This window comes from Stenotrophomonas sp. JAI102 (genome assembly GCF_013409105.1).
GTDB lineage: Bacteria > Pseudomonadota > Gammaproteobacteria > Xanthomonadales > Xanthomonadaceae > Stenotrophomonas > Stenotrophomonas maltophilia_AA.
Window position 1 is genome coordinate 542,801 of the sequence record NZ_JACCCI010000001.1, and the last position, 25,625, is coordinate 568,425.

The 25,625-nt window shown below is 61.8% G+C and carries 20 protein-coding genes and 4 pseudogenes; 7 read left to right on the forward strand and 17 right to left on the reverse strand.

Annotation, left to right across the window (positions count from 1 at the left end):
- Nucleotides 1–18 precede the first annotated feature (18 nt).
- A pseudogene (locus tag HDC96_RS18300) lies at nucleotides 19–1,508 on the forward strand (site-specific integrase).
- Nucleotides 1,509–2,922: 1,414 nt separating this feature from the next.
- Here the strand turns inward: HDC96_RS18300 and HDC96_RS02535 are convergent.
- The 4 genes and pseudogenes from HDC96_RS02535 to HDC96_RS02550 form a co-directional block, all read right to left on the reverse strand.
- Nucleotides 2,923–3,348 (reverse strand): annotated as a pseudogene (locus HDC96_RS02535) (IS3 family transposase); the annotation flags it as partial.
- A gap of 8 nt (nucleotides 3,349–3,356) precedes the next feature.
- Nucleotides 3,357–4,471 (reverse strand): annotated as a pseudogene (locus HDC96_RS02540) (IS3 family transposase).
- A 185-nt stretch (nucleotides 4,472–4,656) separates the two neighbouring features.
- Nucleotides 4,657–4,995 (reverse strand): annotated as a pseudogene (locus HDC96_RS02545) (conjugative coupling factor TraD, PFGI-1 class); the annotation flags it as partial.
- Nucleotides 4,977–5,306, reverse strand: a complete 330-nt coding sequence (locus tag HDC96_RS02550) for a hypothetical protein (protein ID WP_179458604.1) — start codon at nucleotides 5,304–5,306, stop codon at nucleotides 4,977–4,979. The pseudogene HDC96_RS02545 and the gene HDC96_RS02550, both read right to left, overlap by 19 nt.
- A gap of 91 nt (nucleotides 5,307–5,397) precedes the next feature.
- On the opposite strand from HDC96_RS02550, the gene HDC96_RS02555 reads away from it, so the two are divergent.
- Together HDC96_RS02555 and HDC96_RS02565 are read left to right on the forward strand one after the other, a co-directional pair.
- Complete coding sequence (locus HDC96_RS02555; RefSeq protein ID WP_179458605.1) at nucleotides 5,398–6,138, forward strand: hypothetical protein; 741 nt, start codon at nucleotides 5,398–5,400, stop codon at nucleotides 6,136–6,138.
- A gap of 577 nt (nucleotides 6,139–6,715) precedes the next feature.
- Entirely contained in the window at nucleotides 6,716–7,468 is a 753-nt protein-coding gene (locus HDC96_RS02565; protein WP_179458607.1) for a hypothetical protein, read from the forward strand.
- 4 nt (nucleotides 7,469–7,472) lie between these two features.
- Here HDC96_RS02565 and HDC96_RS02570 read toward each other — a convergent pair whose 3' ends face one another.
- On the reverse strand, nucleotides 7,473–7,667 hold the full coding sequence (locus tag HDC96_RS02570) for a plasmid related protein (RefSeq protein WP_179458608.1): 195 nt from the start codon (nucleotides 7,665–7,667) through the stop codon (nucleotides 7,473–7,475).
- 41 nt (nucleotides 7,668–7,708) lie between these two features.
- Nucleotides 7,709–8,680 (reverse strand): AraC family transcriptional regulator, encoded by a 972-nt coding sequence (locus HDC96_RS02575; RefSeq protein ID WP_179458609.1) that lies wholly within the window; start codon nucleotides 8,678–8,680, stop codon nucleotides 7,709–7,711.
- 105 nt (nucleotides 8,681–8,785) lie between these two features.
- Between HDC96_RS02575 and HDC96_RS02580 the strand changes: the two genes are divergently transcribed.
- Complete coding sequence (locus tag HDC96_RS02580) at nucleotides 8,786–10,030, forward strand: MFS transporter (protein ID WP_179458610.1); 1,245 nt, start codon at nucleotides 8,786–8,788, stop codon at nucleotides 10,028–10,030.
- A 139-nt stretch (nucleotides 10,031–10,169) separates the two neighbouring features.
- Entirely contained in the window at nucleotides 10,170–10,853 is a 684-nt protein-coding gene (locus HDC96_RS02585) for a thermonuclease family protein (RefSeq protein WP_179459584.1), read from the forward strand.
- A 5-nt stretch (nucleotides 10,854–10,858) separates the two neighbouring features.
- On the opposite strand, the gene HDC96_RS02590 is transcribed toward HDC96_RS02585, so the two are convergent.
- From HDC96_RS02590 to HDC96_RS02615, 7 genes are all read right to left on the reverse strand, one after another.
- Complete coding sequence (locus HDC96_RS02590) at nucleotides 10,859–11,221, reverse strand: hypothetical protein (protein WP_179458611.1); 363 nt, start codon at nucleotides 11,219–11,221, stop codon at nucleotides 10,859–10,861.
- Between the two features lie 54 nt (nucleotides 11,222–11,275).
- Nucleotides 11,276–11,401 carry a hypothetical protein gene (locus tag HDC96_RS18305; RefSeq protein WP_257018564.1) on the reverse strand — a complete coding sequence of 42 codons (126 nt, stop codon included), beginning with the start codon at nucleotides 11,399–11,401 and terminating at the stop codon, nucleotides 11,276–11,278.
- A complete protein-coding gene (locus HDC96_RS02595; protein WP_179458612.1) occupies nucleotides 11,398–12,528 on the reverse strand; it encodes a PepSY-associated TM helix domain-containing protein in 1,131 nt (376 codons plus the stop codon). Before HDC96_RS02595 ends, HDC96_RS18305 begins: the two co-directional genes overlap by 4 nt.
- Nucleotides 12,529–12,536: 8 nt before the next feature.
- Nucleotides 12,537–14,675, reverse strand: coding sequence for a TonB-dependent siderophore receptor (locus tag HDC96_RS02600; protein WP_179458613.1), 2,139 nt, complete (start codon nucleotides 14,673–14,675; stop codon nucleotides 12,537–12,539).
- Between the two features lie 349 nt (nucleotides 14,676–15,024).
- Nucleotides 15,025–17,001 carry a choline BCCT transporter BetT gene (gene betT, locus HDC96_RS02605; protein WP_179458614.1) on the reverse strand — a complete coding sequence of 659 codons (1,977 nt, stop codon included), beginning with the start codon at nucleotides 16,999–17,001 and terminating at the stop codon, nucleotides 15,025–15,027.
- A 46-nt stretch (nucleotides 17,002–17,047) separates the two neighbouring features.
- Complete coding sequence (locus HDC96_RS02610; protein WP_179458615.1) at nucleotides 17,048–18,148, reverse strand: hypothetical protein; 1,101 nt, start codon at nucleotides 18,146–18,148, stop codon at nucleotides 17,048–17,050.
- 141 nt (nucleotides 18,149–18,289) lie between these two features.
- Nucleotides 18,290–19,528, reverse strand: coding sequence for a DUF2254 domain-containing protein (locus HDC96_RS02615; protein WP_257018565.1), 1,239 nt, complete (start codon nucleotides 19,526–19,528; stop codon nucleotides 18,290–18,292).
- A 253-nt stretch (nucleotides 19,529–19,781) separates the two neighbouring features.
- Between HDC96_RS02615 and trkA the strand changes: the two genes are divergently transcribed.
- On the forward strand, nucleotides 19,782–21,170 hold the full coding sequence (gene trkA, locus HDC96_RS02620) for a Trk system potassium transporter TrkA (RefSeq protein WP_179458617.1): 1,389 nt from the start codon (nucleotides 19,782–19,784) through the stop codon (nucleotides 21,168–21,170).
- 44 nt (nucleotides 21,171–21,214) lie between these two features.
- Complete coding sequence (locus HDC96_RS02625) at nucleotides 21,215–22,690, forward strand: TrkH family potassium uptake protein (RefSeq protein ID WP_179458618.1); 1,476 nt, start codon at nucleotides 21,215–21,217, stop codon at nucleotides 22,688–22,690.
- Nucleotides 22,691–23,007: 317 nt separating this feature from the next.
- On the opposite strand, the gene HDC96_RS02630 is transcribed toward HDC96_RS02625, so the two are convergent.
- The 4 genes from HDC96_RS02630 to HDC96_RS02645 all read right to left on the reverse strand — a co-directional run bounded on the left by HDC96_RS02630 (nucleotide 23,008) and on the right by HDC96_RS02645 (nucleotide 25,533).
- A complete protein-coding gene (locus tag HDC96_RS02630; protein WP_179458619.1) occupies nucleotides 23,008–23,178 on the reverse strand; it encodes a CsbD family protein in 171 nt (56 codons plus the stop codon).
- 147 nt (nucleotides 23,179–23,325) lie between these two features.
- Nucleotides 23,326–24,069 (reverse strand): SOS response-associated peptidase family protein, encoded by a 744-nt coding sequence (locus HDC96_RS02635; protein ID WP_179458620.1) that lies wholly within the window; start codon nucleotides 24,067–24,069, stop codon nucleotides 23,326–23,328.
- A 23-nt stretch (nucleotides 24,070–24,092) separates the two neighbouring features.
- Nucleotides 24,093–25,052 (reverse strand): cation diffusion facilitator family transporter, encoded by a 960-nt coding sequence (locus HDC96_RS02640; protein ID WP_179458621.1) that lies wholly within the window; start codon nucleotides 25,050–25,052, stop codon nucleotides 24,093–24,095.
- Nucleotides 25,053–25,152: 100 nt separating this feature from the next.
- On the reverse strand, nucleotides 25,153–25,533 hold the full coding sequence (locus HDC96_RS02645; RefSeq protein WP_179458622.1) for a response regulator: 381 nt from the start codon (nucleotides 25,531–25,533) through the stop codon (nucleotides 25,153–25,155).
- Between the last annotated feature and the right edge of the window lie 92 nt (nucleotides 25,534–25,625).

Here is a 25,625-nt window from a genome sequence, read left to right on the forward strand (position 1 = left end):
GATTGGAAAGCAGGAGGCATGCAGAGGAAACACTCGCATGCGGATCCCCATCATTTGAGCCGGTCATCTACCGGCGGCTGGTCGTTCGTCCAGCGCGTCGCCGTAGACATGCAATCGGTGCTCGATTGCAGGCTCATCAAGCGCAGTCTTCAGACGAAGGATCTCGCCCAGGCACCCGTGCGTGCGGTCGTCTGGTCATCCGGCTATGCTCGGCTCTTCGCACAGTTGAGGGATCAACGCGTGACCAAGCTCAGCAAATCGGACGCTGATCTGCTTATTGCTCGACTGACGAGCGCCGAGAACCTCCACGAACTCACGCTCAACCGCACCCGCCAACCGGATGGGGCGGTGACCGAGCAGTGGCAGATCGACACCCCGAAGGACCTGAAGCTCTATCGGTAGCTGATGGAACTAGAAGCACGGGGTGGTGCAACCGCCCAACCGCCGCGACTCCCAGTGGCCGCCTTCAGCACATTCGGAGCGTCGCACCATGCGAGCCCTGTGCGGCAAGCCTCTGCGCCGCCCATAGAGACAATGACCTTGGGAAAGGCCCGGGACGCGTTCCTGGCGACCGTCAAGGGCTGGACGCTGCCCAGAACTTACACGATCAAGAAGACGGCGGTTGAATCCCTAGTGAGCTTCTTGGATCCGAAGGCAAAGGTCCATTCCATCACCAGGTCCGATCTGGCGCGGTGGTATCAGGACATGCGCGAGAAGGGCGCTTCGACGCCAACGCTCACGAACAAGCAGTCGTATATCGGTGGGCGGTAGGCTTTTTTGAGTGGGCCATGGCGTCGGGTCACTATCCCCGTGGTGACAACCCGGCTAGCGGGCACGTGAGCTATTCCCAGCGCGAGAAGCGGGCCCGGAAGAAGCTCGGTTTCAAAGCCTATGATAGGGGCAGATTCAAGCCTTGTTCGCGCCCGAAGCCTTGGCCGGGCTATCAGAGTCCGCTCGCTGGGCGTCGCTGCTCGGGCTCTACACGGGAGCGAGGGCCTCGGAAGTTGGCCAGCTTCTGATTAAAGACGCGTTCGAGGAAGACGGCATCCCGTGCATCCGCATATCGGACGAGGGCGAACCTCAGAAACTCAGAACAGAGGTGAGCCTTCGGACGGTGCCGCTCCATCCTGAGCTCCTCAAGGTGGGCTTCCTGGATTGGGTCGATGGCAAGCGCAAGGTCGATGAAACAAGGCTGTTCCCGGCTGCCAAAGCGACGGCGGTGAACGGGCAGGGTAACTGGATCACCAAAGCCTTTAGTCGGCATCTGGCTGAGGTGGGGAAAGACTGAGAGCCAGCCAAGCGCGGGTTTCACTCAATCCGAAAAACGTTCATCCAACAGTTGCGGGGGGCTGGTGCCGTTTCAGCAGCTCCGGGCACAGATCGTCGGCCATGAACTTGATGACGAGCATCATTCGACCTACAGTCGCGATTTTACAGCGTTGGAGAAGCTCAATGGACTCGGTGCGCATTCGCCAGGCTTAGCTTCCCTTGCTTGGGGCTTGCGGTGACACCGCGTGCCTGCACGTTGGCGAACCATCGGCAATGCGAGGCCCTCGCGTGCCAGGCTGGGTAGAGGTCGAGGCTCAGCACAGATTGCTCGCCGGACCTTGAGCGGTCCGGCGACGAGTCCATAGGCTCCAGTGAGAGCCGTTTTCCGACAGTTTTCGCAGCGCTGCGTGCGGTCCCTCTAGGGGGCAGTAGGGCCTCGGCTGGCGGAGTTTGGTGCTGCGGAGCTACGCCCGGGAAGTTGGGCGCGCAGAGGCGTGGTTTCTGGTAACAGCGCGCAAGCTCTTCGAACGAACTGTGGCCCAGAATCTGTAAGCCTGCCTATGACTACCAAGTCATCATTGATCCGTGACACTCGGTCACCCTCGAGTGGGACGCATGCGTCGTCGTCTTGTAGGTCAAAGAAAAAAGCACTGTGCGCCGCAACCCACTGCATTGCGGGGTAGATCACCGAATTGCTGCTCGACAGGGTGGATGCACCAAGCAAAATTACAAATGCAGAAAACCCCCTAATCAGCGTGATGATTACATTGAGCTGGCCCCCCGCGGCTTTTGATCTAGATAGCTTATGGAAACCCCACGCCATACCCAGTAACGCGGGGATGGCGCCAAGAATGGTTGTCATTGCCGCTATTACGGGCACGAGGGAGAGCAGGCTAAGCAGTGCGCTTGAGGTCGGGAAATATGAAGCCTGCTGGCCTGTTGCTTCATTGACTACGACCCTCGCCACCCCAGTTGCTGTCGCGAGTGCGATGGCCCCAAAAACTGCTGTTGCAAGTTTCATGAGGGGATGGGTCAGTCTGGCGACCACCCAAGCGTAGGCGTCTCCTAGAAAAGCACTGGCCAGCAATGCGCAACTGGCATAGGTGGCGACGTCGGAGGAAGGTGAGTTGGGGGTTTTGAGAAAAAGTGCAATGGAGACAAGCATGCACGACCCGCCGGCCAGGTAGAGCCGAACTGTCCAAGGTCTGGTTAGCCACCACGTCGTGACCCTTTCGCCAAACGGTGCTTTGGTCGACTCCGCGCTTTGCCATTCTTCGGTTTCCATGCTCTCCCCCTTGACGTTGTCAGGATAGAGTAGGGGCTTGCGTTCTCAGATCGTGAGATGTTCAGGTTGAGTCGGTGGTTACTGACAGTGACGGGGTGAGATCTGCGCCGTTTGCTCACACCGTCACCTGCAGTCCGCCCGCAGCAGGGGCGAAGTCGGCGGCTGCGAGCTCGGATGGTGTCTCCCCCGTCGTCGTGGTGTCCCATCAAGGGAAGTGGTGCTGACGGATGTTTGATTGATCCCTAGCGACGTAGCAGAGGATTGCCGCGAAGGTGGCGATCCTCCGCTCTGCTTTACTGTCGGTTGTTCTGAGCCTTTGCCGCCTGCAAGCCTTGAATCGCCCCGGCTTCTGTAGACACCCCGAAGCCTCATTTTGATTGCTGCTTTTCGAACTCTACCGGAGACAGCCCGTTGTTGTGTCCGTGCTGTCGTCTTGTGTTGTAGAACATCTCGATGTAGTTGAAGACGTCGGACCTTGCTTCCTCGCGAGTCCCGTAGATCCGGCGCTTGATGCGCTCGCGTTTGAGGAGTTGGAAGAAGCTCTCAGCGACCGCGTTGTCGTGACAGTTACCGCGCCGGCTCATGCTGCTGACGAGTCCATGCACTTTCAGGAAATCTTGCCAGTCGTGTCCAGTGAACTGCGTGCCTTGATCGGACTGCACTAGCAGCCCGGCAGGCGGCGTCCGTCGCCATACGGCCATCATCAAGGCTTGCAGCATCAGGTCGGCGTGCATCGTCGATTGCATCGCCGAACCTACTATCTTCCTTGAGAGAATATCCAGTACCACCGTAAGCTCCCCCGTCAAGCAGACATTTCTAAAGTAGAGCTTCTGGCGTAGGCGATACGGTACTCCACGGGGCTCATGCCGCTGAGTGAGTCATGTGGACGAATCTCGTTGTAATCGATCATCCACCAATGCGCTGCCTCGCGCACGTCCTCAAGGCGTGCGAAGAGGTGCTGGTCCAGCACCTCCTCGCGGAAGGTGCGGTTGAAGCGTTCGATGAAGGCGTTCTGGTTGGGCTTGCCAGGTTGGATGTATCGCAGCGCCACGCCGCTGAGTTTGGCCCACTGGGTAAATGCTTCGCCCAAGAACTCAGGGCCGTTGTCCGACGGTAGAACCTGCGGCAATCCGTGATCACGTTTGAGCTGCTCGAACACGCGCACCAGACGGCAGGAGTTGAGCGAGGTATCCACCTCAATGTGCAGCACCTCGCGGTTGAAGTCATCGACCACATTGAACGTCCGGAAGCGCTTTCCGCAGGCCAGCGCGTCGCTCATGAAGTCCATGGACCAGACGGTATTGGGATGCCTGGGAACATACAGCGGCACCCGCTCGCGCTTTGGCAGGCGACGCGTGGCCGCCCTTCCCACGTTGAGCTCATTGCCTTGTACACGCGATAGATCCGTTTCAGATTCCAGTCTGGCCGCTTCTTGCGCAGTTGATCACTGCACTTCCAGAAACCTCGACTGGGCCGCTCCTCGACCAGCCTGGCCAAGGCTGAGATCAATTCCGCATCACGCACAGTCCAATCGAGCGGCGGCGCATACCACGCCGCACGAGACAGGCCCACGTAACCGCAGGACCGGCTCAGGGGACGCGCGTGCACCTCGGTGAGGAAACGCACTGCCCCACGCTTCTGACCCGGTGCTACGGCTTTTTTTGCAATCAGGTCCTTCAGCGCCGCGTTGTCCAGCGCCATTTCAGCGTACATGCGTCTGAGCTTGGCATTCTAAGCTTCGAGGTCCTTGACTCGACGAAGCTCGGACGCTTCAAGCCCACCGTACTTGCTCTTCCACTGGTAGTACGTCGCCGTGCTGATACCGGCCTGTCGACATAGATTCTTCACCGCAAGCCCGGCATCGCCCTGCTTGAGAATCGTGATGATCTGCGTCTCGCTGAATTCTGATGTGCGCATGCAACCTCCTGGCTAGTTAAAGATGCCAGAAAGTTCTACTTATCGGGTGTCAGGCTGCCGGGGGAGCTTACGGCTCTGTTGTCGGACCTGCTGACGTTGCGCTGTGGCGGCGGGATCGTTCAAGGTTCTGTTCCCTCCTGCAGGTCTGCGGGCAAGTCGTCGCCAGTGGCAGAAGGCCCGACCTGCTCCCACCATTCCCCCGCTTCGACGTAGTGCTGACGCATGTGCCCAGCCAGGGCCTGTAGATTCGCCGGCATCGCCTTATCAGGATCCGGTGCAGGCAACGGCATGCGGACCTTCCACAAGTGGCCGCCCTCGATCAGGGCGAAGGCCTGGCCCTTGGGCAGGGCAACCACATGGGCGGGCTCGATCAGCGGCACGCTAGTGCTGGTGATGCGGTCCTAGGTGTTGGAGATAAAGGCAGTGTTGCCCTGCGGGTCTGAGCGGTCGGTGGCACCGCTCATGGTCGAGGCGGTGTAGACGTCGACCTTGGGCACTTGCTTGGTCAGCAACTCGGCGGTCGCAGCAGCACATAGCGAAGCGCGTCGTCCACCGTGGTCACGAATGTGCCTGGCATGTTGAGGTTGACGACCGGCTTTAACAGGTCCTGCTGGGCCTCATTCGCACGCAGATCGACCAGCGTGTAACGGCCTTGGCGAACGACGGGGATTTCGGACGCGGTGTCAGACGCGGCCAGTATGGGTGGTGGTCCTGGTGGCGCCGTGGCACAGCCACTCGCCAGCCACGCAAGGCTGACCTCCGAGACGAAGTGCAATGAAGAGTACATGGCAGGATTCCCATTGAGTTCGGGATTCACCGCCGCAAAGAGCCTCATGCTTGGCAGCAAACAATGCGTTAGGACCTGGCCCCGCTAAGCGCGCTGGGCTGTCGTATAGTCGGCCGTTCACCTCAAGGAGAACTACCTAATGGCAGAAGCCCCTTTGCCTTCAACCGAATCAAAAGTCAGCCCAGGGCTGGGCCTTGGCGCGCTTGAAAAGGCCTGGGATCTGCACTGGGGCATGCGCTTTGTATGCATGGTGTTGTTCTTCGATATCGCGCTTCTGCTGCGCTCCAAGACAAGCCTGATCGAGTGGAGTGCCGATAGCGACACGCTGCTGGCCAATCTGGGTTTTCTTGCTGTTGCCGTCGCTTCATTTGCCTTGGTTGTGTCGTTCGTGCTGCCACTGATTGCAGTGGGCATACGCTGGCTTGCTTTCTCTGTATCGCTCGCGTTGCCGAAGATTTTTCAGGGCACGCCCGAGCAGCACCACAGGCCGCTAGGCTGGGTGCCCGCCAAAGCGCTGCACCATCTGGCCCTGGAAGAAAAAGACCCGTTTTTGATGGGCATCTACCAGCAGAGCACCCGGCAGCGGGAGGAGTACGATCAGATGATCCACAACGTCGCGCAGCTGGTGCTTGGCTGTCTGCTGTTGGCCCTCGCTGACTGGGCGTTGAGCCATTACGGGTTCGCCGATACTTCGTTGATTCACTCAGCGGTGATGGGGCTGGGCAAGCTGGATTCCGTGGTGGTCCCCATCGTGCTGATCGCGGGCTGCGCGCTGCTCAAGTGGGCCTGGTTCACCGATCATCCGCCGCACTGGATCGAATACCCGCCGTTGGACCGTGTGCTGCGTGCTAAGGAGGGCAAGGATGATCTGTATCGTTGAGCAGAGCCGCCGCTGATCGGTGTGGCACTTCGACCAACCTCAGCACCGCTGCATCTTAGTTGTAGAGCTCCCTGAGTGAAACCGGGAGCTCGCGGGCTGTTGCCATGGAAGGGTTGGGTCCAGCCGCCGCAGAGACCGTGATCTTAGGCGTCGGTCCACAACCCGGACGCATCTGCGAACGCATCGGGTTCCACAACGGCGGGAAATTGGAGCGTTCACAGTGAGCAAGTATGGGGTCGATGGCAGCATATTTGTGTCGACGGTAGTGGGCAGCCCATTGGCCGGGGTAATTGTTCTGTTTAATTGAGTAGGTGGGAGCCACGAAGCTGAAGGCGAAGTACTCAACGCCCAACCTTCGGATCGGTGAGGGGAACAGCTCGAACTGCGAGTACAGATCCTGCGCGCTGACCAGTTGCAGCAGTTGCTACTGTGTCCAATGATCCATCTGTCGTCCCTCAAGGTTGCATCTTCGCTAAAGTCCAATCAGTTTCATCCCGAGACACCATCTCAGAGGGTGTCCTAGGATTCTAGTAGGGCCTCATCTGTGAGGCGACAAAATTTGTTACAGGAGCGCTTTGTGTCTGTTGAAGCGTCAAAAATTGAGTGCTGTCCAGAGCTACTGGGTAATCACGCCGCATTGCTATGCCTGTTGCCGCATCAACGCAGCTATCTGCATAGAGCCTTGGCGTTGGTCGGGACAGGGACTCGACTCGTCAAGGCATCTGCTGCCGAGGTCTATGCGCAGAGCGTGTGCTCCCGCGTGGCCGAACTGGACAATGGTCTGGGGTCGCTGCGTTTAGTTCAGCGTTTTGTCGGTGCCTTGGCCAATGACTCGGATCCGGACCCAGATATCTACCGTTATCACTACGAGAATTTCGTCTTTCGCTGCATCGGCCTCGTGGACAGGGCGCACCTGCTGGTGGCTGCAGCGCTGCTGATGTCGAAAAAGCGGGGAAACATGCCCGATAATCATTTGATAGAAGGCCAGGTCAAGAACCGTAACGCAGGCGTGCATGCTGCATTGCTTGAGGTGAAAGCTACAGTGCAGCTCTATCGTCGTCCGCGCAACGAATTGGTCCATGCCAGTGCCTATTCCTGCCGGGACCTCGGCGTGCTGGGTGGGGTCCTGTATCTGGATCTGAACGCCGAAGGAGTGGACATCGAAGCGGTCGCCCGAGCTTTGTTCAGCGAGGGAAGCAACGAGATAGCCACGACGTTGGAGGCGCTGACCTTGAAGCTTGGCGCGCTGCTGGAAGCTATGCACCCAATGTTCGAGTTGGTGGCCAAGGCCGCGACAAAGAAAGCGGCCTCCAAGGAGGCCGTTGAGTGATGCATCAGTATTCGTTGGGAAGCAGGATCGTGGTCACGCTTCGGTCTGCCTCGGTGATGAGCCAGATTTTCAGGTCGGGCTGGATCTGGTAGCAAGAAAGCGGGCGGTTGCCGAGCTCAAGCGCATCCCTGTTGGCTTGTCGCGTTTGAACATAGGCGGCGCGCTTCGATGCATAGCCAACCAATTGCAGCCCGTTCACGAAGCTCAGGCGACTTGAGCGACTGCCCCCAAACTGACCCCCTATTGAGAGGCAAAGACACGCCCCCGCCGAGTCGCGCCAGGAGAGTGCCCCATGACACGCTTATACGCCCGACTGAAAGCAGCCTGCGACGCATAGCCAAGACGCTCCGCCACTACCTCGATGGAGAGGCTTTGTTGGCTCAGCCATTGACTGGCCAATTGCATGCGCAGCTCAGTCACATATCGCAAGGGCGCCGTTCCAATCACGGTCTGGAACCGGTCTGCAAACACGGAACGCGAGATGTTCGATTCCGCAGCCAGCGCTTCGACGGTCCAGTCATACCCAGGGTCTCTGTGCAGGGCAAGCAACGACAGCGACAGACGAGGGTCGCGCATCGCAATGACCAGGCCGGATGCGCCGTCGCAACCGCGCTCGACCCAGTCACGGACGATCATCGCGGCGACTGCATCCGCCAGCCGGGCGAGTATTCCGGCATAGCCAATACGTCCGGAGCACACCTCGCGCTTCATCGCGTCGACCATCGGCAACAGCCCGGTGAACGGAGTGGCGTTGCCATCGGCCAACATTACCGCCGGCATCACCTTGCTCAACCCTTGCATGCCACCGAGATCGAACACCATGCATCCGTGGAAAAGCACCGCGCTTGGCACGGCATGTGTGCTCGGGCATGTGTCTATCCCGCTCACCGCGTCGCCTAGTGGGGCGGCGTCTATCGTTTCCAGACACTGGACGGGATGGTCCTCGCCCGACAGCAACGCGTGGCCTTCTCCGCGGGGAAGCAGCACGACATCACCGGCGGAGAGAAGATGTTGGCTGCCGTCCGCGTCACGAAGAATCGCATTGCCCACGGCCAGGTAATGGAAGTAGGCATGCCCTGGCTTCGGCGGAAATCCAAGCCCAAAGGTCGGCCCGGTCTGGATGCGTCGGTATTGAACGCCATGCAGCCGCATGCCGGTCAGCAGCTCGCTGATCAGGTCGGAGGACTGGGACGGGTGTGTAGTGTGGCTCACTGAGGCGGTCCGGGGTTTCGATCAAAAATCCAGGTTGGACAATCATAGATCATCCTGACCTGGCTCCCTAGACTCTCGGCTGCACGAATGCACTGGGGATCTGTGATGAGCAATAACGTAGTTGATGCCGCAGCCGCGCCTGATTCTGTGGAAAGGGCGAGCGGGGAGCCGTCTTCATCGGCATGGGTGGCCGTGTTTTCGCTGGCCATGGGTGTCTTTGGGCTGCTCACGGCGGAGTATCTGCCTGCCAGCTTGTTGACGCCGATGGCGGCGGATCTGGGCGTGTCGGAGGCGCTGGCCGGTCAAGCCGTGACGGTCACCGCTGTAGTCGCCCTGTTCGCTGGCCTGCTTGTGCCTCGGCTGACCCGTTCGATCGACAGGCGCTTGGTGCTGTTGAGTTTCACGGCTTTGATGATCCTCTCCAACGCCTTGGTAGCGTTGTCGTCCAGCATGGGCGTCCTGCTGGTGATGCGCGTCCTGCTGGGCATCGCGCTGGGCGGTTTCTGGAGCATGGCGGCGGCCGTGGCCATGCGGTTGGTGCCGCCCCAACGCGTGCCTCGCGCGCTTTCCATCATCTTCAGCGGCATTGCAGTTGGCACGGTGGTGTCCGTTCCGTTGGGGAGCTACCTCGGCGGGCTGCTGGGCTGGCGCAGTGCTTTCTGGGCGGCGACGGCGGTGGGGGGACTCACGTTTGCGTTCCAGTGGTTCACGCTGACCCGAATGACTCCGCGCAGGGCGGCGCTCCCGGAGTCGGTGGTGGGTCTCTTGCGCCGGCCGGGGGTTGCGGTCGGAATGCTGGGCTGCGTCCTGGCGCACACCGGTCAGTACTCGCTCTTCACTTACATCCGCCCCACGTTGGAGAGTCTGGGGCAGATGAGCGCTGATGGCCTGGCGCTGATCCTGCTCGGATTCGGCGTGGCGAACTTTGTCGGCACACTCCTGGCAGGTTGGCTCATGGAGCGCAGTTTGAAAGTCACGTTGGTGCTCATGCCTGCCCTGGTGGGTGCAGCGGCGCTCGGCATGGTCCTGTTGCCGGTGGGCGTTGGCGGGCTGTCGATCCTGGTCGCGCTCTGGGGTCTGGCCTTCGGTGGCGTGCCCGTTGCCTGGTCGAGCTGGGTCGCGCGTGCGGTGCCGGACCAGGCCGAGAGTGCCGGCGGGATGGTGGTCGCTGCTGTGCAGTCCTCCATCGCAGCGGGAGCCGCCTTGGGCGGTCTGGTGTTCGGGCTGGGGGGCATCGTGGCCGTCCTCACCGTGGCTGCGGTGGTGATGCTCTTCGCCAGCCTGCTCATCGCGTTCCGGGTCAGGGTGAGCCCGCCGACGTTCTCGGCAGGTCCGGCGTTTCATATTTAGGCGGCCACACCAGGAATGCGCATCGGGAGTGAAGGACCGTCGATGTAGTCGGCGTCCTGTCTCCGCTTCCGCTAAAGTGCTCGGCCCTGTTTTAACTGGCGCTCGCTCCCGGGCGTGCACTTGAAGGACGTTGTTGTTGATGGTGGTGAAAGGTCTGGTGGTGTTGCTTTTGGTTTCTGCGTCGGTTCCTGGTGTGGCAGCAGAGCTGGTTGGCCGCGCGACGGTCACGGATGGGGACACTCTCACCGTGGCGAAGCAGCGCATCCGCCTCTGGGGCATCGACGCTCCGGAAAGCGCCCAGCAATGCACCGCCAAAGACGGGCGTCCTTGGCCCTGTGGCCGGCGGTCCGCCGGCGTACTGGACGAGTATCTGCTGGACAAGACCGTTCGTTGCCAGCCCAAGGACACCGACCGCTACGGCCGGGTGGTGGCGGAGTGCTTTGTTCAAGGGACGTCGGTCAATCGGTGGATGGTGCGCTCCGGTTGGGCGGTCGCGTATCGCCAGTACGCGACGGCATTCATCGCAGACGAGGCCGACGCGCGCCAGCACCAGCGGAACCTCTGGCAGGGGCCGTTTCAGATGCCAGCGGACTACCGTCGCAGCAAGCGTGAGCAGACGGCACGACACGCCCCGGTGGCCGCGCAGCCGGCGCCGGGCGGATGCCGCATCAAGGGCAACATCTCCCGCCAAGGCAAGAAAATCTACCACGTGCCCGGCCAGCGGGACTACGAGCGCACGAGCATCGACGCGAACCACGGCGAGCGTATGTTCTGCAGCCCTGCGGATGCACTGCGGGCAGGGTGGCAACCGGCGAAGCGCTGAGCTTCTCAGACCCTCCCATGCAGGCGGCGGCGCAGCGCCCCGGCTGCCGCCGCGATGGCCATCGCAGGCACCGCCAGTACCAGTGCATACACCAGTCCGGCCAGCAACAACGGGCCAACGCCCGACATCACGGCCACCACCGGCACCTGCAGCATCATGAGCAACAGTCCCCATAGCCACGCCTTGCGGGGAAAGCAGGCGCCTAGAACGGCAGCGATGCCCAATGCGATGGGATAGACGACGGTCCAGAACGCAGGCGCGTCCCAGGGCTCGCCCCCCGGTGTCCGCCAGGCCACCAGCACCCAGAACACCACGCCGATCTTCAGCGTGACAGCACTGGCTGCAAGAAGATTTCCCGTCATCCGCATCGTTGCTCTCCTGCACGAAGATCCAGCATGCCATTGTTCGACGGGTGAGCGCCTCTACTTCATGGCCTCCAGCGGCACCAGCGACGCCCACACCAGCAGCAGGGCCAGCCACAGCCAGCGCCAACGACCCATGCCGTGCCACGCTGCGCGCCAGGGGCCGGGCAGTTTGTCCTGACTCATGTCTGCCGCCTTTTAGCCGCTGATCGCAGCGAATCCACTGTGCGAAGTCCGTAGAGATACACGCCGGTGAAGCACAGCCCTGTCACCAGCGTGCCGGCCAGCAACCACAGCAGCCGGATGGGCCACCCACCGAAGCTGCCGAAGTGCAGGGGATCGGCCATTTCGGCGATGCGCTGATGGACCCCCAACGCACGGCCGTCATGCATGCCGATTACGTGCCCGGTGCGCAGGTCCACGGCAATGTTGTTCGCCCGCTCCCGCACCAGCCAGGCGTCGGCCTTGCCCATGAACAGGATGCTGCCGCCGTCGCGTGCGGGGATGGCGCCGAGGATCCGAAGGCTGGGCCATTGCTGGCGGACGGTCCGAACGGCAGCGTCGACGGCGACCGGGTCTACGGCGGCAACGCGGTCATTGCCCTTGGCCAATTGCATGGTCGGTGCGGCCGGTGCATCGCCGCCGAGGGATTCGATCAGATACCACGCCCCGGTCAACCCGATCAGCAGCAGAAACCAGAGTGACCACACCCCGGCCAACCGATGCACATCCCCCCACAGGCGGCGCGGTCGCGAGGCGTCAGGCCGTTTGAAGAAACCGCGCCACCACTTCTTGTAGATGTACAGGCTGCTCAACAGCGACAGCAGCAGCGGGATGGACAGCGCCGCCACCAGTGGCACGCCCCAGGCCACCGGCAGCATCAGGTGGCGATGGGTGTTGCGCAGCAGCCGTTGCGTATTGAACCAGCCCGTGTCGCCGGTCACCTGCGCAGTGTAAGGGTTGATCCAGACAAAGCGTCGCTTACCGTCGGGTCGGCGCATCTGCGCACGCGCCGCGAACAGGCGCGTGTGGCCGGCGGAGATGCCCTCCAGCTCCCAGTCCGGATGCGCCGTCTGCGCGGCCTGGATGACCGCCCCCCAGCCGGCGTGTTCACCACCATCGGCGACGCGGATGGGGGAATGCAGCAGCCAGTCGATCTCCTGCGAGAACACCGCCAGCGTGCCGGTAAGGCAGACAAAGCCCATGAACAGGCAGAGTTTCAGGCCGAGCCAGCTGTGCAGGTCAAACCACAGCCGCCGCCCACTTCCACTGCGCGCAGGGCGGTTGGGGGGCGTTGGCGCAGGCGGGCGCATGGGCCGGCTCAGAAAGAGTACGCAGCTTGCACGTAGACGCGGCGTGGCTCACCCGGGAAGTGGCCGGTGCGCTCGGTGAAGCCACTGGCCGCATAGACCTTGTCGAACAGGTTCTTGACGTTGGCCTGGAACTGCCACTGCTGCCACTGCGTCTTCCAGCTCATGTCGAACACGGTGTACGGCTTTACCCGTTGGCCATCCAGGCTGACGCGCTCATCCACGTAATCGGCGCCGAAGCCGATGGCGGAGTTGATCGCCGGCAGGTCGTAGCGTGTCCACAGGCCGAGTTTGTTCTGCGGCGCATTGGCGAAGCGGTCGCCGGAGGCATTGGTGATGCCGTTGCTGCCGGCATCCTTCACCCGCGCATCGTTGTAGGCGTAGGTCAGGTTGAGCACCCAGCGTTCGGTGACATCGGCCAGCAGATCCAGCTCCATGCCCGTACTGCGTACCAGCCCCAGGGCCGCCAGTTGGTTGACGCCGTCCACGATCTCGCCGGTGGCCTGCACGATATTGCTGCGGTCGATCCGGTACGCGGCCAGGTTCAGGGTCACACGCTCGGCCAGCAGGGATTTCAAACCGACTTCCCATTGCCTGCTGCGCTCCGCATCGAACGGGCCGCCCGACTCGGCGCTCTGGCTGGCCGCGCTCTGGGGCATGAAGCCGCTGGCGATGTTGGCGTAGACATTGACGCCGTCCCGCACGGTATACGTGCTGCCCAACCGCCAGCTGATGTCGTTGCCGTCCACGCGGGTGTTGGCGATGCGGTCATCGTCCTTGAACCCATCCCAGCGCAGTCCGGCCAGCACGTGCCAGCGCGGGGTCAGCGTCAGTTCGTCCTGCAGGTAGCCGCCATAGCGCTTGCTGCGGGTGCTCGTGCTGCGCCAGGGCAGGGTGGCCAGGTTGTAGTCGCGCCACGAACTTGCGCCATATACCGGGTTGAACAGGTCAATGCCTGGCACCGGGCCGGCACCCCGTGCCAGGTCGGCGCTGTTGGCCGTCTGCGCGGTGAAGTCGGCATCCTGCTGGTACACATCGGCGCCGAACAGCACCTTGTGCTCTATTTTGCCGGTGCTGACGCGCCACACCGCGTTGCCGTTGGCGGTGAATGCATCGTTGTCGCGGATCTGGTTGCGCAGCTGGCGGGTCATCCATTCGGGCACGCCGTCGCGGTTGCGGTCGATCAGCCCCATCGGCTCGTGGTAGATCTGGTGTTCGTTGTTCTCGAACCAGCGTGCACCCACATCCACATCGAGGTTGCTGCTGGGCGAGAAGCGATACTGCGCCAACGCGACCTTGGCCCGCATGTCGAGAAAGTCGGTGGCTTCGTTGTGGTTCCATCGACGGTCGGTCAGGAAACTGCCGTTGTCGTCCACCGGCACGCCACGCAGGCGATTGCCGCCCAGGTTCTGGGTGATGTCGGTGAACTGCAGGGTCAACTCGCCGGTATCGCCCACGTCAAAGGCGAGCGACGCATCACCGATCACGCTTTCGCTGTCCGCGTTCCAGCGCACGCCCTGTTCGGTGTCGCCGTACAGCCCGGCGCGGTAGCGCACGCTGCCAGCGGTGTTCATCGGCCCGGTGGCCTCGATCGATGCAGCCCGGAAATCGTTGTTGCCGGCCTGCAGTTCGATGCGGCGCTCGAGGGTGGCTTTCGGCTTGCGCGTCACGTAGTTGATGACGCCCCCGGCATCGCCGCCGCCATACAGGGCACCGGCCGGTCCCTTCAGGACTTCCACGCGCTCGATGTTGAACAGTTGCGGCACCGAAAAGCCGGCATAGGGGTCGCCGCGCAGGCCGTCATACAGGACGTTTTCCTGCCGGAAGCCGCGTAGGGTCACGCCGGCATAGCTGAAAAAACTGATGCCGCTGATGCTGCGATACAGGTCAGTGATCTGGCGGGCCGCCTGGTCTTCAATCAGCTCACGCGGCACCACCTGGATGGACTGCGGCACCAGCGCCAACGGCGTGTCCGTACGCGTGCCCACCGTGGCGTCGTCCACACGGTAGAGGGTCTGGGCGCGCCCGAGCACCTGCACGGCGTCCAGCTGGAGCACATCGGGCGAGGAGGGCGGGGCCGCATGGGCCGAAATACAGGCCAAGGTAAGGGCCAGGCCCAGGGCAGAGAGACGAAGCGATGGGCGGGTCATCGGGCGCGGGGAGGGGTCAGGTGAGAATGAGAAATATTAACATGCAGGGCGGTGCACTGTCCGCAAGCTCCCCGGCAGCGAGGAGGTCATTCCCTACGTACGCCTGCGCGGCCGCCGGCTGGACAAGGAACTCATGAACGAGAGTGTCTTCATGCAGGTAACGGTGGAGGCCGGCTTACGCGCCCGGCTCCAGCAGGCGGCGGAACAGGAGCGTCGCCCCGCCACAGGTGCTGCAAGCGTTGATGCGTCAGTACGTGGTGTCATTCGGGAGCACAGAAGGCGCTGGATGTTGCAGGCGCGGACCGGGATCTGGAGGTCCCGGCCGACCGGTGGTCGGCCGGGGATCCGATCAGCGCACGTGGTCCAGGAACTGACGGTGACGCTCGTATTGATCAAGCACGTCATGGATCAGCTGAACCTTGGGCCAGCCCATGACATCGTAGTCCTGCCCGCCCTCGCGCAGGTAGACCTCGGCCCGGTAGTGGCGAGTCCCCTCGCTCACCGGTCGACGCGGATCCTGCAGTGCGAAGGTCGGAGGCTCATACGGCTGCGGGCGCACGGAATAGAAGAAGTCCATTTCCTCGCCATGCCCCACCTGGAGCCACGCGCGACCGTCTTCACCGTGGGTCACCTCCACGGGGAGATCCTGCTTGCGCAGCTCGCTGGCCACTTCCCGCAGTGCCGGTAGCACGTGCTGCTCGATGAAGCCGGTTACTTCGATCTTGACCGGGTTGTGAGCGAGCAGCTTCAACCTGGCCCGCCAATCGTCGCTGGTCCCAGGCAGCAATCGCGCGTCACGCAGGACAGAGCGCTTGGTTGCATCCAGGTGCATGGCTTTGAGTAACCCCCAGCACATCAGAATCATGACGACCGTAAAGGGCAAGGCACTGGCAATTGTGGCTGCCTGGAGGGACTCCAGTCCGCCAGCGATGAGCAGTGCAACGGCGATTCCTCCGACTAAAAGTGCCCAGAAGATCCGCTGCCAGACCGGCGACTCTTCCTCGCCCTTGGAGGTCAGCATGTCTATGACCAGGGCGCCTGAGTCAGCCGAGGTGACGAAGAACAGCGCGACAAGGACAACAGCAAGGGAGGAGGTGATCATCGTCAGTGGAAGGTGGCGCAGGAACTCAAACAACGCCATGGAGCTGTCATTCGACACGGCTGAGACGAGCTCCTGAACACCTTCGGATCGGACCATGAACAAGGCGGAGTTGCCGTAGATGGTCATCCAAAGGAACGTAAAGCCGAGTGGCACCAGCAAGACGCCAACCACGAATTCACGCACCGTGCGGCCTCGCGAAATACGGGCGATGAACATGCCAACGAAGGGCGACCACGCGATCCACCAGCCCCAATAGAACAGGGTCCAGCCGCCAAGCCAGCCGCTTGGCTCATAGGCATACAGGTTGAACGTCATTGAGAAGAGCTGAGAGGCATACATGCCGGTGTTCTGGACAAATGCCTGCATCAAGTGAACCGTTGGGCCACAGACAAGCACAAATGCAAGCAGTGCGACGGCCATGATCATGTTGATCTCAGACAGGCGACGGACACCACTGTCGAGCCCCGCGACGACAGAACCTGTGGCCACCAGGATGATGATGCCGATCAAGGACACCTGCACGAGGGTGCTCACTTCCAGGCCGAACAGGTAGTTCAGTCCTGAGTTTATCTGCATCACTCCAAGACCAAGCGACGTGGCCAGGCCAAAGATGGTGCCAAGGGCTGCAAACGTATCGACCGCGTGGCCGATGGGGCCGTGGATGCGTTCTCCAATCAGTGGATAGAGAGCCGATCGCACCCGCAGGGGCAGGTTGTGGCGATAGGCAAAGTAGGCCAGTGCCAACGCAACAACAGCGTAGATGGCCCAGGCATGCACACCCCAATGGAAGAAGGTGATACGCATCGCCTGGCGAGCTGCCTCGGCAGACTCGGCCGTGCCTGTCGGCGGGGTGGCATAGTGCATGATCGGCTCAGCCACACCGAAGAACATCAGGCCAATGCCCATGCCTGCGGCAAAGAGCATGGCAAACCACGAGGCATAGCTGTAATCAGGGCGACTGTGGTCTGGGCCGAGCTTGATGCGCCCGTAACCACTGATCGCGACACCGACCACAAAGACCAGGAAGCCTGCGACCGATAGGATGGTGAACCAGCCCGCGTCATTGGCGGTCCAGTTCTTGGCCGCTGTGAACCAAGTCGTTGCTTTTTCTGGAACGAAGATGGATAGCGCCAACAGTAAAAGTACGATGGCCGCGGTAGGAATGAACACCTGCGGCAAGATGCGCTGGCGAACAGGAGTGGATGGCGGAGCTGGGCTCTGCATGAATTCCTCCAGTTGATGATCGTTGAAGCAGGAATGCGGCTTGCGCTTAGAAATAGAAGCCGATGTTGAGGTTGAGTCGGCTCTGCCAGCGGGAAGGACCGCCGTCGTCGATTCCGATGCCTTCGCCCCCTGCAAACCACATGTTCTTGCCGGCAACCCAGTCCACGTAGGTCAACATGATCCCTTTCTGCAGGCTGCACCCGGTGACGTTCTGCCATGACTCCCTCACGCCTTGGCTGCGTCCGACCGGGCGCGTCATGCTGAGGTTGTTGTAGCAGGTGATGTCATCGAGCCAACGCCTCTCACCGAAGGAGTAGGCCACGTTTGCACTGGGGACATCGGCTTCCGACGCGATCTCAAACGGGGCAAGGAACGCTGACATCGCAATTCGGTTGCCCGGTACGCTGTAACGGTAGCGAGCCCATTGCAGCTGAGTCGTCCAGCCATCCCGTTTCCACTGGGCATGCAGCGCTGCACCCTGGTGGCCATAGTGGCGGCGTGTGGTGGTGTTCTGAACCTGCCCGTTGAATGCAGAGGCCCCGAGCAGCAGCTCACCGTCATGCAAGGAGCTGGTGTGTTCGTATCTGAAATGAACGCGCCCCCGCTCCTTGTAGGGCAGATCAGCGGTCTGGGCCACGTCAAAGGAGTATCGGTCGTAGCGGGAGCCGCTTCCGTATTCATCCCCCGAGAACCAGCCGGCTATCCAGTGATGGTCGCCACTCCGGTGGCTAACCGTCACGCCCGGATCGTAATCGTCTTCAATGCCAAGATAGTAGCCTGAGCCAAACCAAAAGCTCTGGGAAACGGTAGGCAGAAGTCCGAAGGGGACCTGCTGGATGCCCGCTTTGAGCTGCGTTGCGTCGGTGAAATTCCACCCGGCGTATGCATGGTGGACGGCATCGAAACCGTCATACCAGCGGTATTGGGCCGAAAAGAAAAGGGGGCCAGCGCCGGCCTTGACGTCTGCGCGAAGCAGTTCAAGTTGCAAGCGGCTTGTGGGGCCGTAGTCCAGCCAACCATAATTGAACCGGACCGCGCCACCCACATCGACAAACGGTTCAACCTGAGTGTCGTGCGCTTCTTGAGCACGGATTGTGTCTGTGGCCGTTGCCGCAGCACATAGAAAAATCAGGGGAAATACCTTCACGATAGTGTCCCGTGGCCTCCATTTTGCAAATGAAAGTGACCAAGTCTAACGCGTTAGCATGGGCCACCCAAGCGAGGGGAGCCTTACGCAAGGCGCGCGGGACATGATTAGGCAGCAGCTGGGGATATCAGTTCGGTCCCGCTACGGTCTGAGGGACGAGGCCCGTTGCGCCCTTTGGTGCTCTACGGTGGCGATTGTTCGGAGTTTGTCGCGATCCTGAGAGAAACGAAGGGTCTGCAAGGCGCGCTCTAGAGAGAGATTGGCGTAGCGCCGCGCAACTTGGCGCGTGTTGGATGTGCAGCCGGCAGATAGCGCGGCGTAAGCCTTTTGGAGCTTGATGTTGACTTCAAGCGACCCTACTGCGTCAGTCGATATGGGCGCGAACACATCTTCAAAGAGGTCATCCACATCAAGTTGCGCCATGTGAACGAACGGATATTGCACGTCCTTGGACTTGCACCCGGATGACAAAGCGTCCCATTTGAGCAGCAGACGCACACAGGTGCCGATGACCGTAATGCATGTCCCTGGATCATTGACGGCCGGCGACAGCGCTCGCACACCAATTTCAGCCAGAACGACCAAGCCGTAACGCGGATCGTTCTCTATTCTGCGAGCGCCGCCGATGGTGAAAGCTGCAAGCAGCTGCGTTCTCTGCTCATCGTGGAGGGTGCCCCGGACACTGAGCAGCGCACGATTTGGGGTTGCAAACGTGCCGGGCTGACAGGTCACATGCACGATGAGGTGGTGTTGTTCCGCAACAGCGTTGAGGCGCTGCACATCAATGTACTCAACATGGCCTACATCCGCAGCGAAGACCTCGATGGCGTTGCTCGGAGCGACGCCGGAGTAGGGCGTGGCGCCAAGGAAGGGCTCTTCTGCACGTTGCTTCATCGATTTCAAGGTGGCTTGTTCGACCAGATCGACCGTTTCGCCGAGTCGTCCAAAGCGGGAAAACTGCTCGATGGCGCGGAGAAGGGTGACGGTGATGACGATGATGACCGTAATGGTCGCGCCAAAGAGAACAAGTCTGCCGCTGTCGCCGTAGATGCCGGTGCTCAGCGCAATGAGCCCGACGATGGAGAACAAGAACGCACCGATAAATGTGGCCAGCGTGCCTTGCGCTCGCGTGTCTTCAATCAGGAGCCGGGACGCTCGCGGCGTGGCATTGGTCGACGCGGAGCCGTAGGCAGCGACCATGGTGGATAGGGCAAAGGTCGTCACTGTCAGCATTGAGGCGGCAAGGATGCCAAGGATGTTGCCGACTGAGTCGGCACCAATCTGCGCTGCCAGCCCCTCCGGCAGCACCAATTTGGCGCCCGCACCGGCCAAGGCAGTAGCCACACCCAGAACGCCGTAGAGGGTGGATCGGAACCACATCCTCCTGCTGATCCTGAATAGGGCCAGCCGCCACTTTGTCATCATCGGACGCTTGCTCGTTGTCTGTGTTGACAGTATCCCAGCCGACCAGGCCTGTGTGCGTCAATACCAGGTGAGCAGGCTGCAATCCAGCGGCCATGGCCCAACTCCGCAGGGTGACACTCCCTGCCCGGGGCCTATAAAATCGAGCTCCTTAGACCGGTTCGGAGCTTGGGTTTTTGACATTGGCGCCTGTCCTGTCAGCCCTCTATCCATGAAGATTATTGTGTGTGGCGCGGGCCAGGTGGGGATGACGATTGCGCGCCAGTTGGCCTCGGAAGGTGTGGCGATTACGATCATTGACACCGATGCTGAGCTGATCAGGCGCGCTGATGAAAGCCACGACATTCGCGGTGTCGTCGGGCATGCGTCTTACCCGGATACACTACGGGAGGCCGGGGCGATGGATGCTGACATGCTGATCGCTGTGACGCGTTCAGATGAAGTCAATATGGTCGCCTGCCAAGTCGCCTACTCGCTTTTCAAAGTAAAGCGCCGAATCGCCCGTCTTCGCCATGTGGGATACACCGCTCGCGATGCAAACGGACTGTTTGCGGCTGAGCATTTGCCCATTGATGTGATCATCTCCCCGGAGGCTGAGGTTGCCGAGGGAATTACCAGGCGGCTTCGCACGCCAGGTGCCTTTACGATCCTGCCCTTGGCTCGCGGACAGTTGGAGGTGATCGGAATCGGTGCGACGGATCCAGATTGTCCGGCGATGGGTGAGCGCGTCTGTGACCTTGAGTCCAATGGCAAGTTTGAGCACATCACGGTCCTTGCCATAACCCGCAAGGGCATTACGTTCATTCCCACACAGCAGGATCGGGTTGAGCTGGCTGACGAACTTTACATACTCGCGCGGTCAGAGCGGCGCAAGGCCACGATGGCGCTTTTCGGGCACCGCGAGCGCCCCATTGCCGAACTTGTGATCGCAGGTGCTGGCAATGTGGGCATGCACCTGGTTCGAAACATCCGCGCCTTGCTTCCAAAGGCCCGTATGACGGTCATTGAACGGGATCGGGATCGGGCGCGCTACGCGGCCGAAACACTTGGCAGCGATGTTGTTGTGCTCCATGGCGATGCGCTGGATCGGTCAGTGCTTGAAGAGGCTCGGGTCGAGCAAAAGGAAACTCTGGTTGCCGTCACCAACGATGACGAGTCCAACATCTTCTGCTCGCTCTTGGCGCGCAAATTGGGCTGCCGCCAGGCGGTGACATTGGTCAACAAGAGCACCTACGCCACACTTCTTCCCGGAATGGGCATCAACGCAGTCGTCAGTCCAAGCGCGGTGACAGTCTCGACCGTGCTGCGGCACGTCCGTCGAGGGGCCATTGTCGGTTTGCAGACGTTGCGCGAGGACTTTGGTGAAGTCATTGAGGCCACGATTGGTGCCGGAAGTTCGCCACTTTTAACGCGCACCATCGGCGCGCTCGGTCTACCAGAGGGCATTAAAGTCGGTGCCGTCATTCGACAAGACCACCCACTTGATCTGACAGCCGAGACCCAGATCAATGCGGGTGACAGGGTAGTGCTGGTCGTGGCATATAGCGAGATCGATGTTGCAGAGAAGCTTCTTGGCGGAGCGGGCGGGCGGTCGTTTTGAAGGCCAACGGTAGCGGGATGCGTTGGGCACCAGGTCAGACGTCAATGCCACACAATGGCTTTCGTCTGGTGGGGGCGATCGTTGGGCAAGTGCTGTTGGCAACAGCTGCCTTCATGCTGCTGCCCATGGTTGCGGATCTCTATTACGACAACCGGGATTGGTTGGCGTTTGGGATGGCTTCTTTGGTTTCGGCCGTCTGTGGCAGTGCGCTGAGCTGGGGCTATTGGCGCTCGGGTGGGAAATGGGGGAAATCGGGTCTGACATTGAGGCAGGCCTTCGCCTTGACGCCACTGAGCTGGGCTGCCGTATCCGCCGTGAGTGCGCTGCCGTTTCTCTTCTCGGAACACCCGCAGCTTCGCGGACATCTTGCCAACGCGTTTTTTGAGGCGGTCTCGGGCATTACAACGACCGGCGCTACGGTCATGACGGGTCTTGATGCGGCGCCGCCAGGCTTGCTGCTTTGGCGAGGGCTGCTTCAATGGATGGGTGGTATTGGCATTATCGCGACTGCCATTGCCATCTTGCCCGCGCTGGGCGTGGGCGGGATGCAGCTGTTTCGCACGGAGTCCTCGGATCGCTCGCAAAAGGCCATGCCCCGGGTTCGGCAGATCGCCTCTACGATCGGGTATGCCTACATTGGTCTGACGGCTGTGGCCGGTGTGGCCTATTGGCTGGCAGGCATGAAGCCCTTTGATGCCATCGTGCATGCGCTCACCTCGATTGCGACGGGCGGGTATTCGACCTCAGATCAGTCGTTTGGTCGCTGGCAAGACAACGGAATCCAGTGGCTTGCCACCCTCTTCATGCTGTCAGGTACCTTGCCCTTCGTCTTGTATGTGCGTTTTTTGGCTGGGGACCGGAGAGCGTTCGTTGATCGCCAGGTCAAATCTCTGCTGGGGCTTCTGGCAGTGTCGGTGGGTGGGATTGGAACGTGGTTGGCTGCATCCGGCCAATATGGGTTTGAGCAGGCTTATCGCTACGCGGCTTTCAGTGTGGTTTCTGTGGTTACCACTACAGGCTATGCCGTAACGGACTATGGCCAGTGGGGAGCGGCCGTCGTAGGGGTGTTTTTCTTGCTGACGTTTGTTGGCGGGTGCACAGGCTCCACGAGCGGGGGCATCAAGATCTTTCGCTTCGAGGTCATGGCAGTGATGCTTCGAGTGCACTTCCTGCGCCTGCTTTATCCCAATGGAGTCTTTCCCCGGTCCTACGACGGCAAGCCGCTCTCCGACGAGGTGATAGGCTCAGTGGTGGCGTTTTTGACGGTGTTTCTGGTTTGCTATGCCGTTATTACGGTGGTGCTGCTTGGGCTCGGGCTGGACTTCCTAACCAGCGCCAGCGGCGCGGCCACCGCGTTGTCGAACGTAGGTCCGGGCTTAGGAGAAACCATTGGGCCAGCAGGGACGTTCGCCTCGCTGCCGAGCGCAGCCAAATGGGTACTGTCGTTCGCGATGCTACTGGGCAGACTGGAGCTCTTTACGGTGTTGATCATCTTCCTGCCTCGCTTCTGGCGGGGATGACGTGTAGGCCGAGCATGTGCGGATGCGTATCCGCTGCGCCGGTGGCGACTGCAGGGAGGGCGAGGGCGAGCGTCGCCGCGGTGGTCACAGGATGGAAGCTCATCAACGTGGCTCACCGGTACTGCGGTGTCGGCGCAGGCGATCGATGCCCGTACTGCCGCGGCTACGAGCTGTTGAAGGGCGCATCGCCACGGTGTGCTCGCCGATGGGCGGTGGGTGGAGGTGGATGCGCTCTTCATCGTTGGGGCTGGTGGAATGATAGGTTGCCTCCCACTGCTCTCTGCCCGGGTCGGGTCAGAGAGCGGTGGGGTCAAGACTCAGCGGCGAGCGTCATCCCGCGCCTTGCCCACGTCGCTTTGGACTTCGCCAACACCCTTCTGGATCTTGCCTTCCACTTCCTTCGTCTTGTCGCCGGTGACCTTGCCCACGACTTCCTTTACGGTGCCCTTGACCTGGTTCTTGGCGCCTTCAGTGCGATTGTTGTCCATGGTTGACTCCACGATTGGTTAGAGAGAGGGCCCGTGTTGCTGGGCATCTCCACCCTGACGGGAAGCCGGTGGCGCGAAGGTGAAATCCGCCGCGCGCGCGGAATCTGTTCAAGCGCCGGAAAGGTTGACGCTCACGCGCGCTGCACGTCATTCATCCGCATCGCGCTCGTCCCCTCCATCGTCTTCCCATTCCTGTGGCTCGGGGGTTCCTGCCGCGGCATCCGGATCGACAGGTTCCAGCAGCGTGTAATCGTCACGCGCCGGATCGCGGAAGGCACGGCTCACGGGATACGCCTCCAAGGCCGGCCTGGACGCTCGGGCACTCAACGCCGCAGGCGTCTTGAAGGCACCGCTGAGCCAGTCAAGCGCCGTACCGGCATCGATGAAGATCGGTCCATCCGGGGTCAGTGGCGAAGGGATCGCGGTGTTGGGGCCGGTCAATACGGTGAAGCTGTCCAGCTGCTGGCCGTCGTCGCCTTCCCAGTGCTCCCAGAGACCTGCCGCCAGCAGGGCCAGGCCATCGCTGCGCTGCACGAACAGCGGCCACGGCGGTCGGCGCTGCCGGTCCCATTTGTAGTAGCCGCTCAGGGGCAGCACGCACGGGCGGTGCGCCCACGCCTGCGCGTAGATGCGGCTGCGGGGCGCGCGATCCAGGCGGGCGGTGACGGTCGTGTAGGGTGTTGCCGGCTCCTTGGACCAGCGCGGCACCAGGCCCCACACCATGGCGGCCACCGCGATCGGACCATCGTGGTCACGCGCGAGCACGGTCGCGGTGCCGCCCTTGCCGATGTTGTAGTGGTCCGGCGCGGTCGCCAGCGCGCGTGCCAATGCGGCGGGAAGCCCGTCGGGCAGGGAGGCGGTATCGGCGATGGCTTGGGCGAACCGACGCATGCGTGGTGCAGTGTCCAGTGTGCTCAGTTGTCGGGATGCGGCTCCCCGAGCGCCGCGCGTCGTGCCTGGAACACCTCCGGCGTCTGTGGCTTGACGAACAACGCCACCAGCTCGGGGTACTCGGCCTTCACCGCCTTCTCGATCCGCGTGATGCACGCTTCGATCTGCGGCGTGGTGCGATCATCTTCGAATTCCGCACTCAGCATCGCCACGACCTGGGCCGGGCCCATCTGCATCGTGGTCACGCCATTGGCGCGGCGCAGATCGGCATCGGAGCTGGCCACGGCGAGGATGCGCTTGGCCACGTTCGGGTGCGCCGGCTCACCCACCAGCAGGCCTTTGGTTTCGCGGGCGAGCAGGAAGGCGGTGACGGCCAGCACGCCGGCGATGCACAGCGAGGCCACGCCATCCAGGATCGGCATCTCCAGCAGCTGCGCGGCAAGCAGGCCGACCAGCGCGAAGCCCAAGCCGAGCAGGGCGGCGCTGTCTTCCAGCAGCACGGTGAACGTCGAGGGATCCTTGCTGCGGCGGAAGGCTTCGAAGTAGCCCAGCGAACCCTTGGTGGCGCGGAACTCACGCAGCGCGATCCACCACGAGGTGCCCTCGAACACGATCGAGACGCCGAGCACGATGTAGCTGATCAGATGGTTGGTGGCCGGCTCGGGATTGCGGATGTGCTGGATGCCTTCATAGGCCGACACGCCGGCGCCGGCCGCGAACACCAGCAGCGCCACGATGAAGCTCCAGAAGTACAGCTCGCGCCCGTAGCCGAAGGGATGCAGGGTGTCCGGCTTCTGCTCCGCCCGGCGCAGGCCATACAACAGCAGCAACTCGTTGATGGTGTCCACCAGGGAGTGGACGCCCTCGCTGAGCATGGCCGAACTGCCGGAGATGCCGGCGGCGACGAACTTGGCGATGGCGATGGCGAGGTTGCCGGCGAGGGCGGCATAGATGACGAGACGGGAGCCAGTCGGCTTGGCCATGGCGGTCGGGGGGAGGAGAGGGTGCGCGCATCATCGCCAATGGCGCGTCCCGGGCGCGTGCACGACGCCAACGAGCAGCGGGCGACCGCGCCCGCTGCGCTCAGAGCAGCGACCGCACCGAACTCACCAGCTGCTTGAGCGTGAAGGGCTTGCGGAGCAGTTTGATGTCGTCGCCGCGGAAATCGGGACGGGCACCCGCAGCCCCGGCGTAACCGGTCACCAGCAGGATCGGCATGGCCGGGTGCAGCGTGGTGGCGATGGTGGCCAGGTCGCGGCCATCCATGCCGGGCAGGCCGACGTCCGATACCAGCAGATCGAATGGGCCGTCGCGTTTGAGGCATCCCAGCGCGGTCTCGGCGTCGGCGACGTCCAGGACATCGAAGCCGTCGTCGCTGAGGATGTCCTTGGTCATCTCCCGGATGGGTGCGTCGTCTTCAACCAGCAGGACGCGGCATCGCGGGTGGGTACGGGCAGCACTCATTGCGGGCGGAGATCCTCGTGGCGTGCAGCCACCTGTGCGGATCTCCACCTTAGCGCCCGCGAGTGTTAGCCGGACGTGCATCGGATGGCTGC

Bases quoted from the DNA above. Each gene is read 5' to 3' on its own strand.
- HDC96_RS02550 (WP_179458604.1), bottom strand. From the start codon at position 5,306: ATGAGGCTCTTTGCGGCGGTGAATCCCGAACTCAATGGGAATCCTGCC.
- HDC96_RS02555 (WP_179458605.1), top strand. From the start codon at position 5,398: ATGGCAGAAGCCCCTTTGCCTTCAACCGAATCAAAAGTCAGCCCAGGG.
- HDC96_RS02580 (WP_179458610.1), top strand. From the start codon at position 8,786: ATGAGCAATAACGTAGTTGATGCCGCAGCCGCGCCTGATTCTGTGGAA.
- HDC96_RS02585 (WP_179459584.1), top strand. From the start codon at position 10,170: ATGGTGGTGAAAGGTCTGGTGGTGTTGCTTTTGGTTTCTGCGTCGGTT.
- HDC96_RS02590 (WP_179458611.1), bottom strand. From the start codon at position 11,221: ATGCGGATGACGGGAAATCTTCTTGCAGCCAGTGCTGTCACGCTGAAG.
- HDC96_RS18305 (WP_257018564.1), bottom strand. From the start codon at position 11,401: ATGAGTCAGGACAAACTGCCCGGCCCCTGGCGCGCAGCGTGGCACGGC.
- HDC96_RS02595 (WP_179458612.1), bottom strand. From the start codon at position 12,528: ATGCGCCCGCCTGCGCCAACGCCCCCCAACCGCCCTGCGCGCAGTGGA.
- HDC96_RS02600 (WP_179458613.1), bottom strand. From the start codon at position 14,675: ATGACCCGCCCATCGCTTCGTCTCTCTGCCCTGGGCCTGGCCCTTACC.
- betT (WP_179458614.1), bottom strand. From the start codon at position 17,001: ATGCAGAGCCCAGCTCCGCCATCCACTCCTGTTCGCCAGCGCATCTTG.
- HDC96_RS02615 (WP_257018565.1), bottom strand. From the start codon at position 19,528: ATGTGGTTCCGATCCACCCTCTACGGCGTTCTGGGTGTGGCTACTGCC.
- trkA (WP_179458617.1), top strand. From the start codon at position 19,782: ATGAAGATTATTGTGTGTGGCGCGGGCCAGGTGGGGATGACGATTGCG.
- HDC96_RS02625 (WP_179458618.1), top strand. From the start codon at position 21,215: ATGCCACACAATGGCTTTCGTCTGGTGGGGGCGATCGTTGGGCAAGTG.
- HDC96_RS02630 (WP_179458619.1), bottom strand. From the start codon at position 23,178: ATGGACAACAATCGCACTGAAGGCGCCAAGAACCAGGTCAAGGGCACC.
- HDC96_RS02635 (WP_179458620.1), bottom strand. From the start codon at position 24,069: ATGCGTCGGTTCGCCCAAGCCATCGCCGATACCGCCTCCCTGCCCGAC.
- HDC96_RS02640 (WP_179458621.1), bottom strand. From the start codon at position 25,052: ATGGCCAAGCCGACTGGCTCCCGTCTCGTCATCTATGCCGCCCTCGCC.
- HDC96_RS02645 (WP_179458622.1), bottom strand. From the start codon at position 25,533: ATGAGTGCTGCCCGTACCCACCCGCGATGCCGCGTCCTGCTGGTTGAA.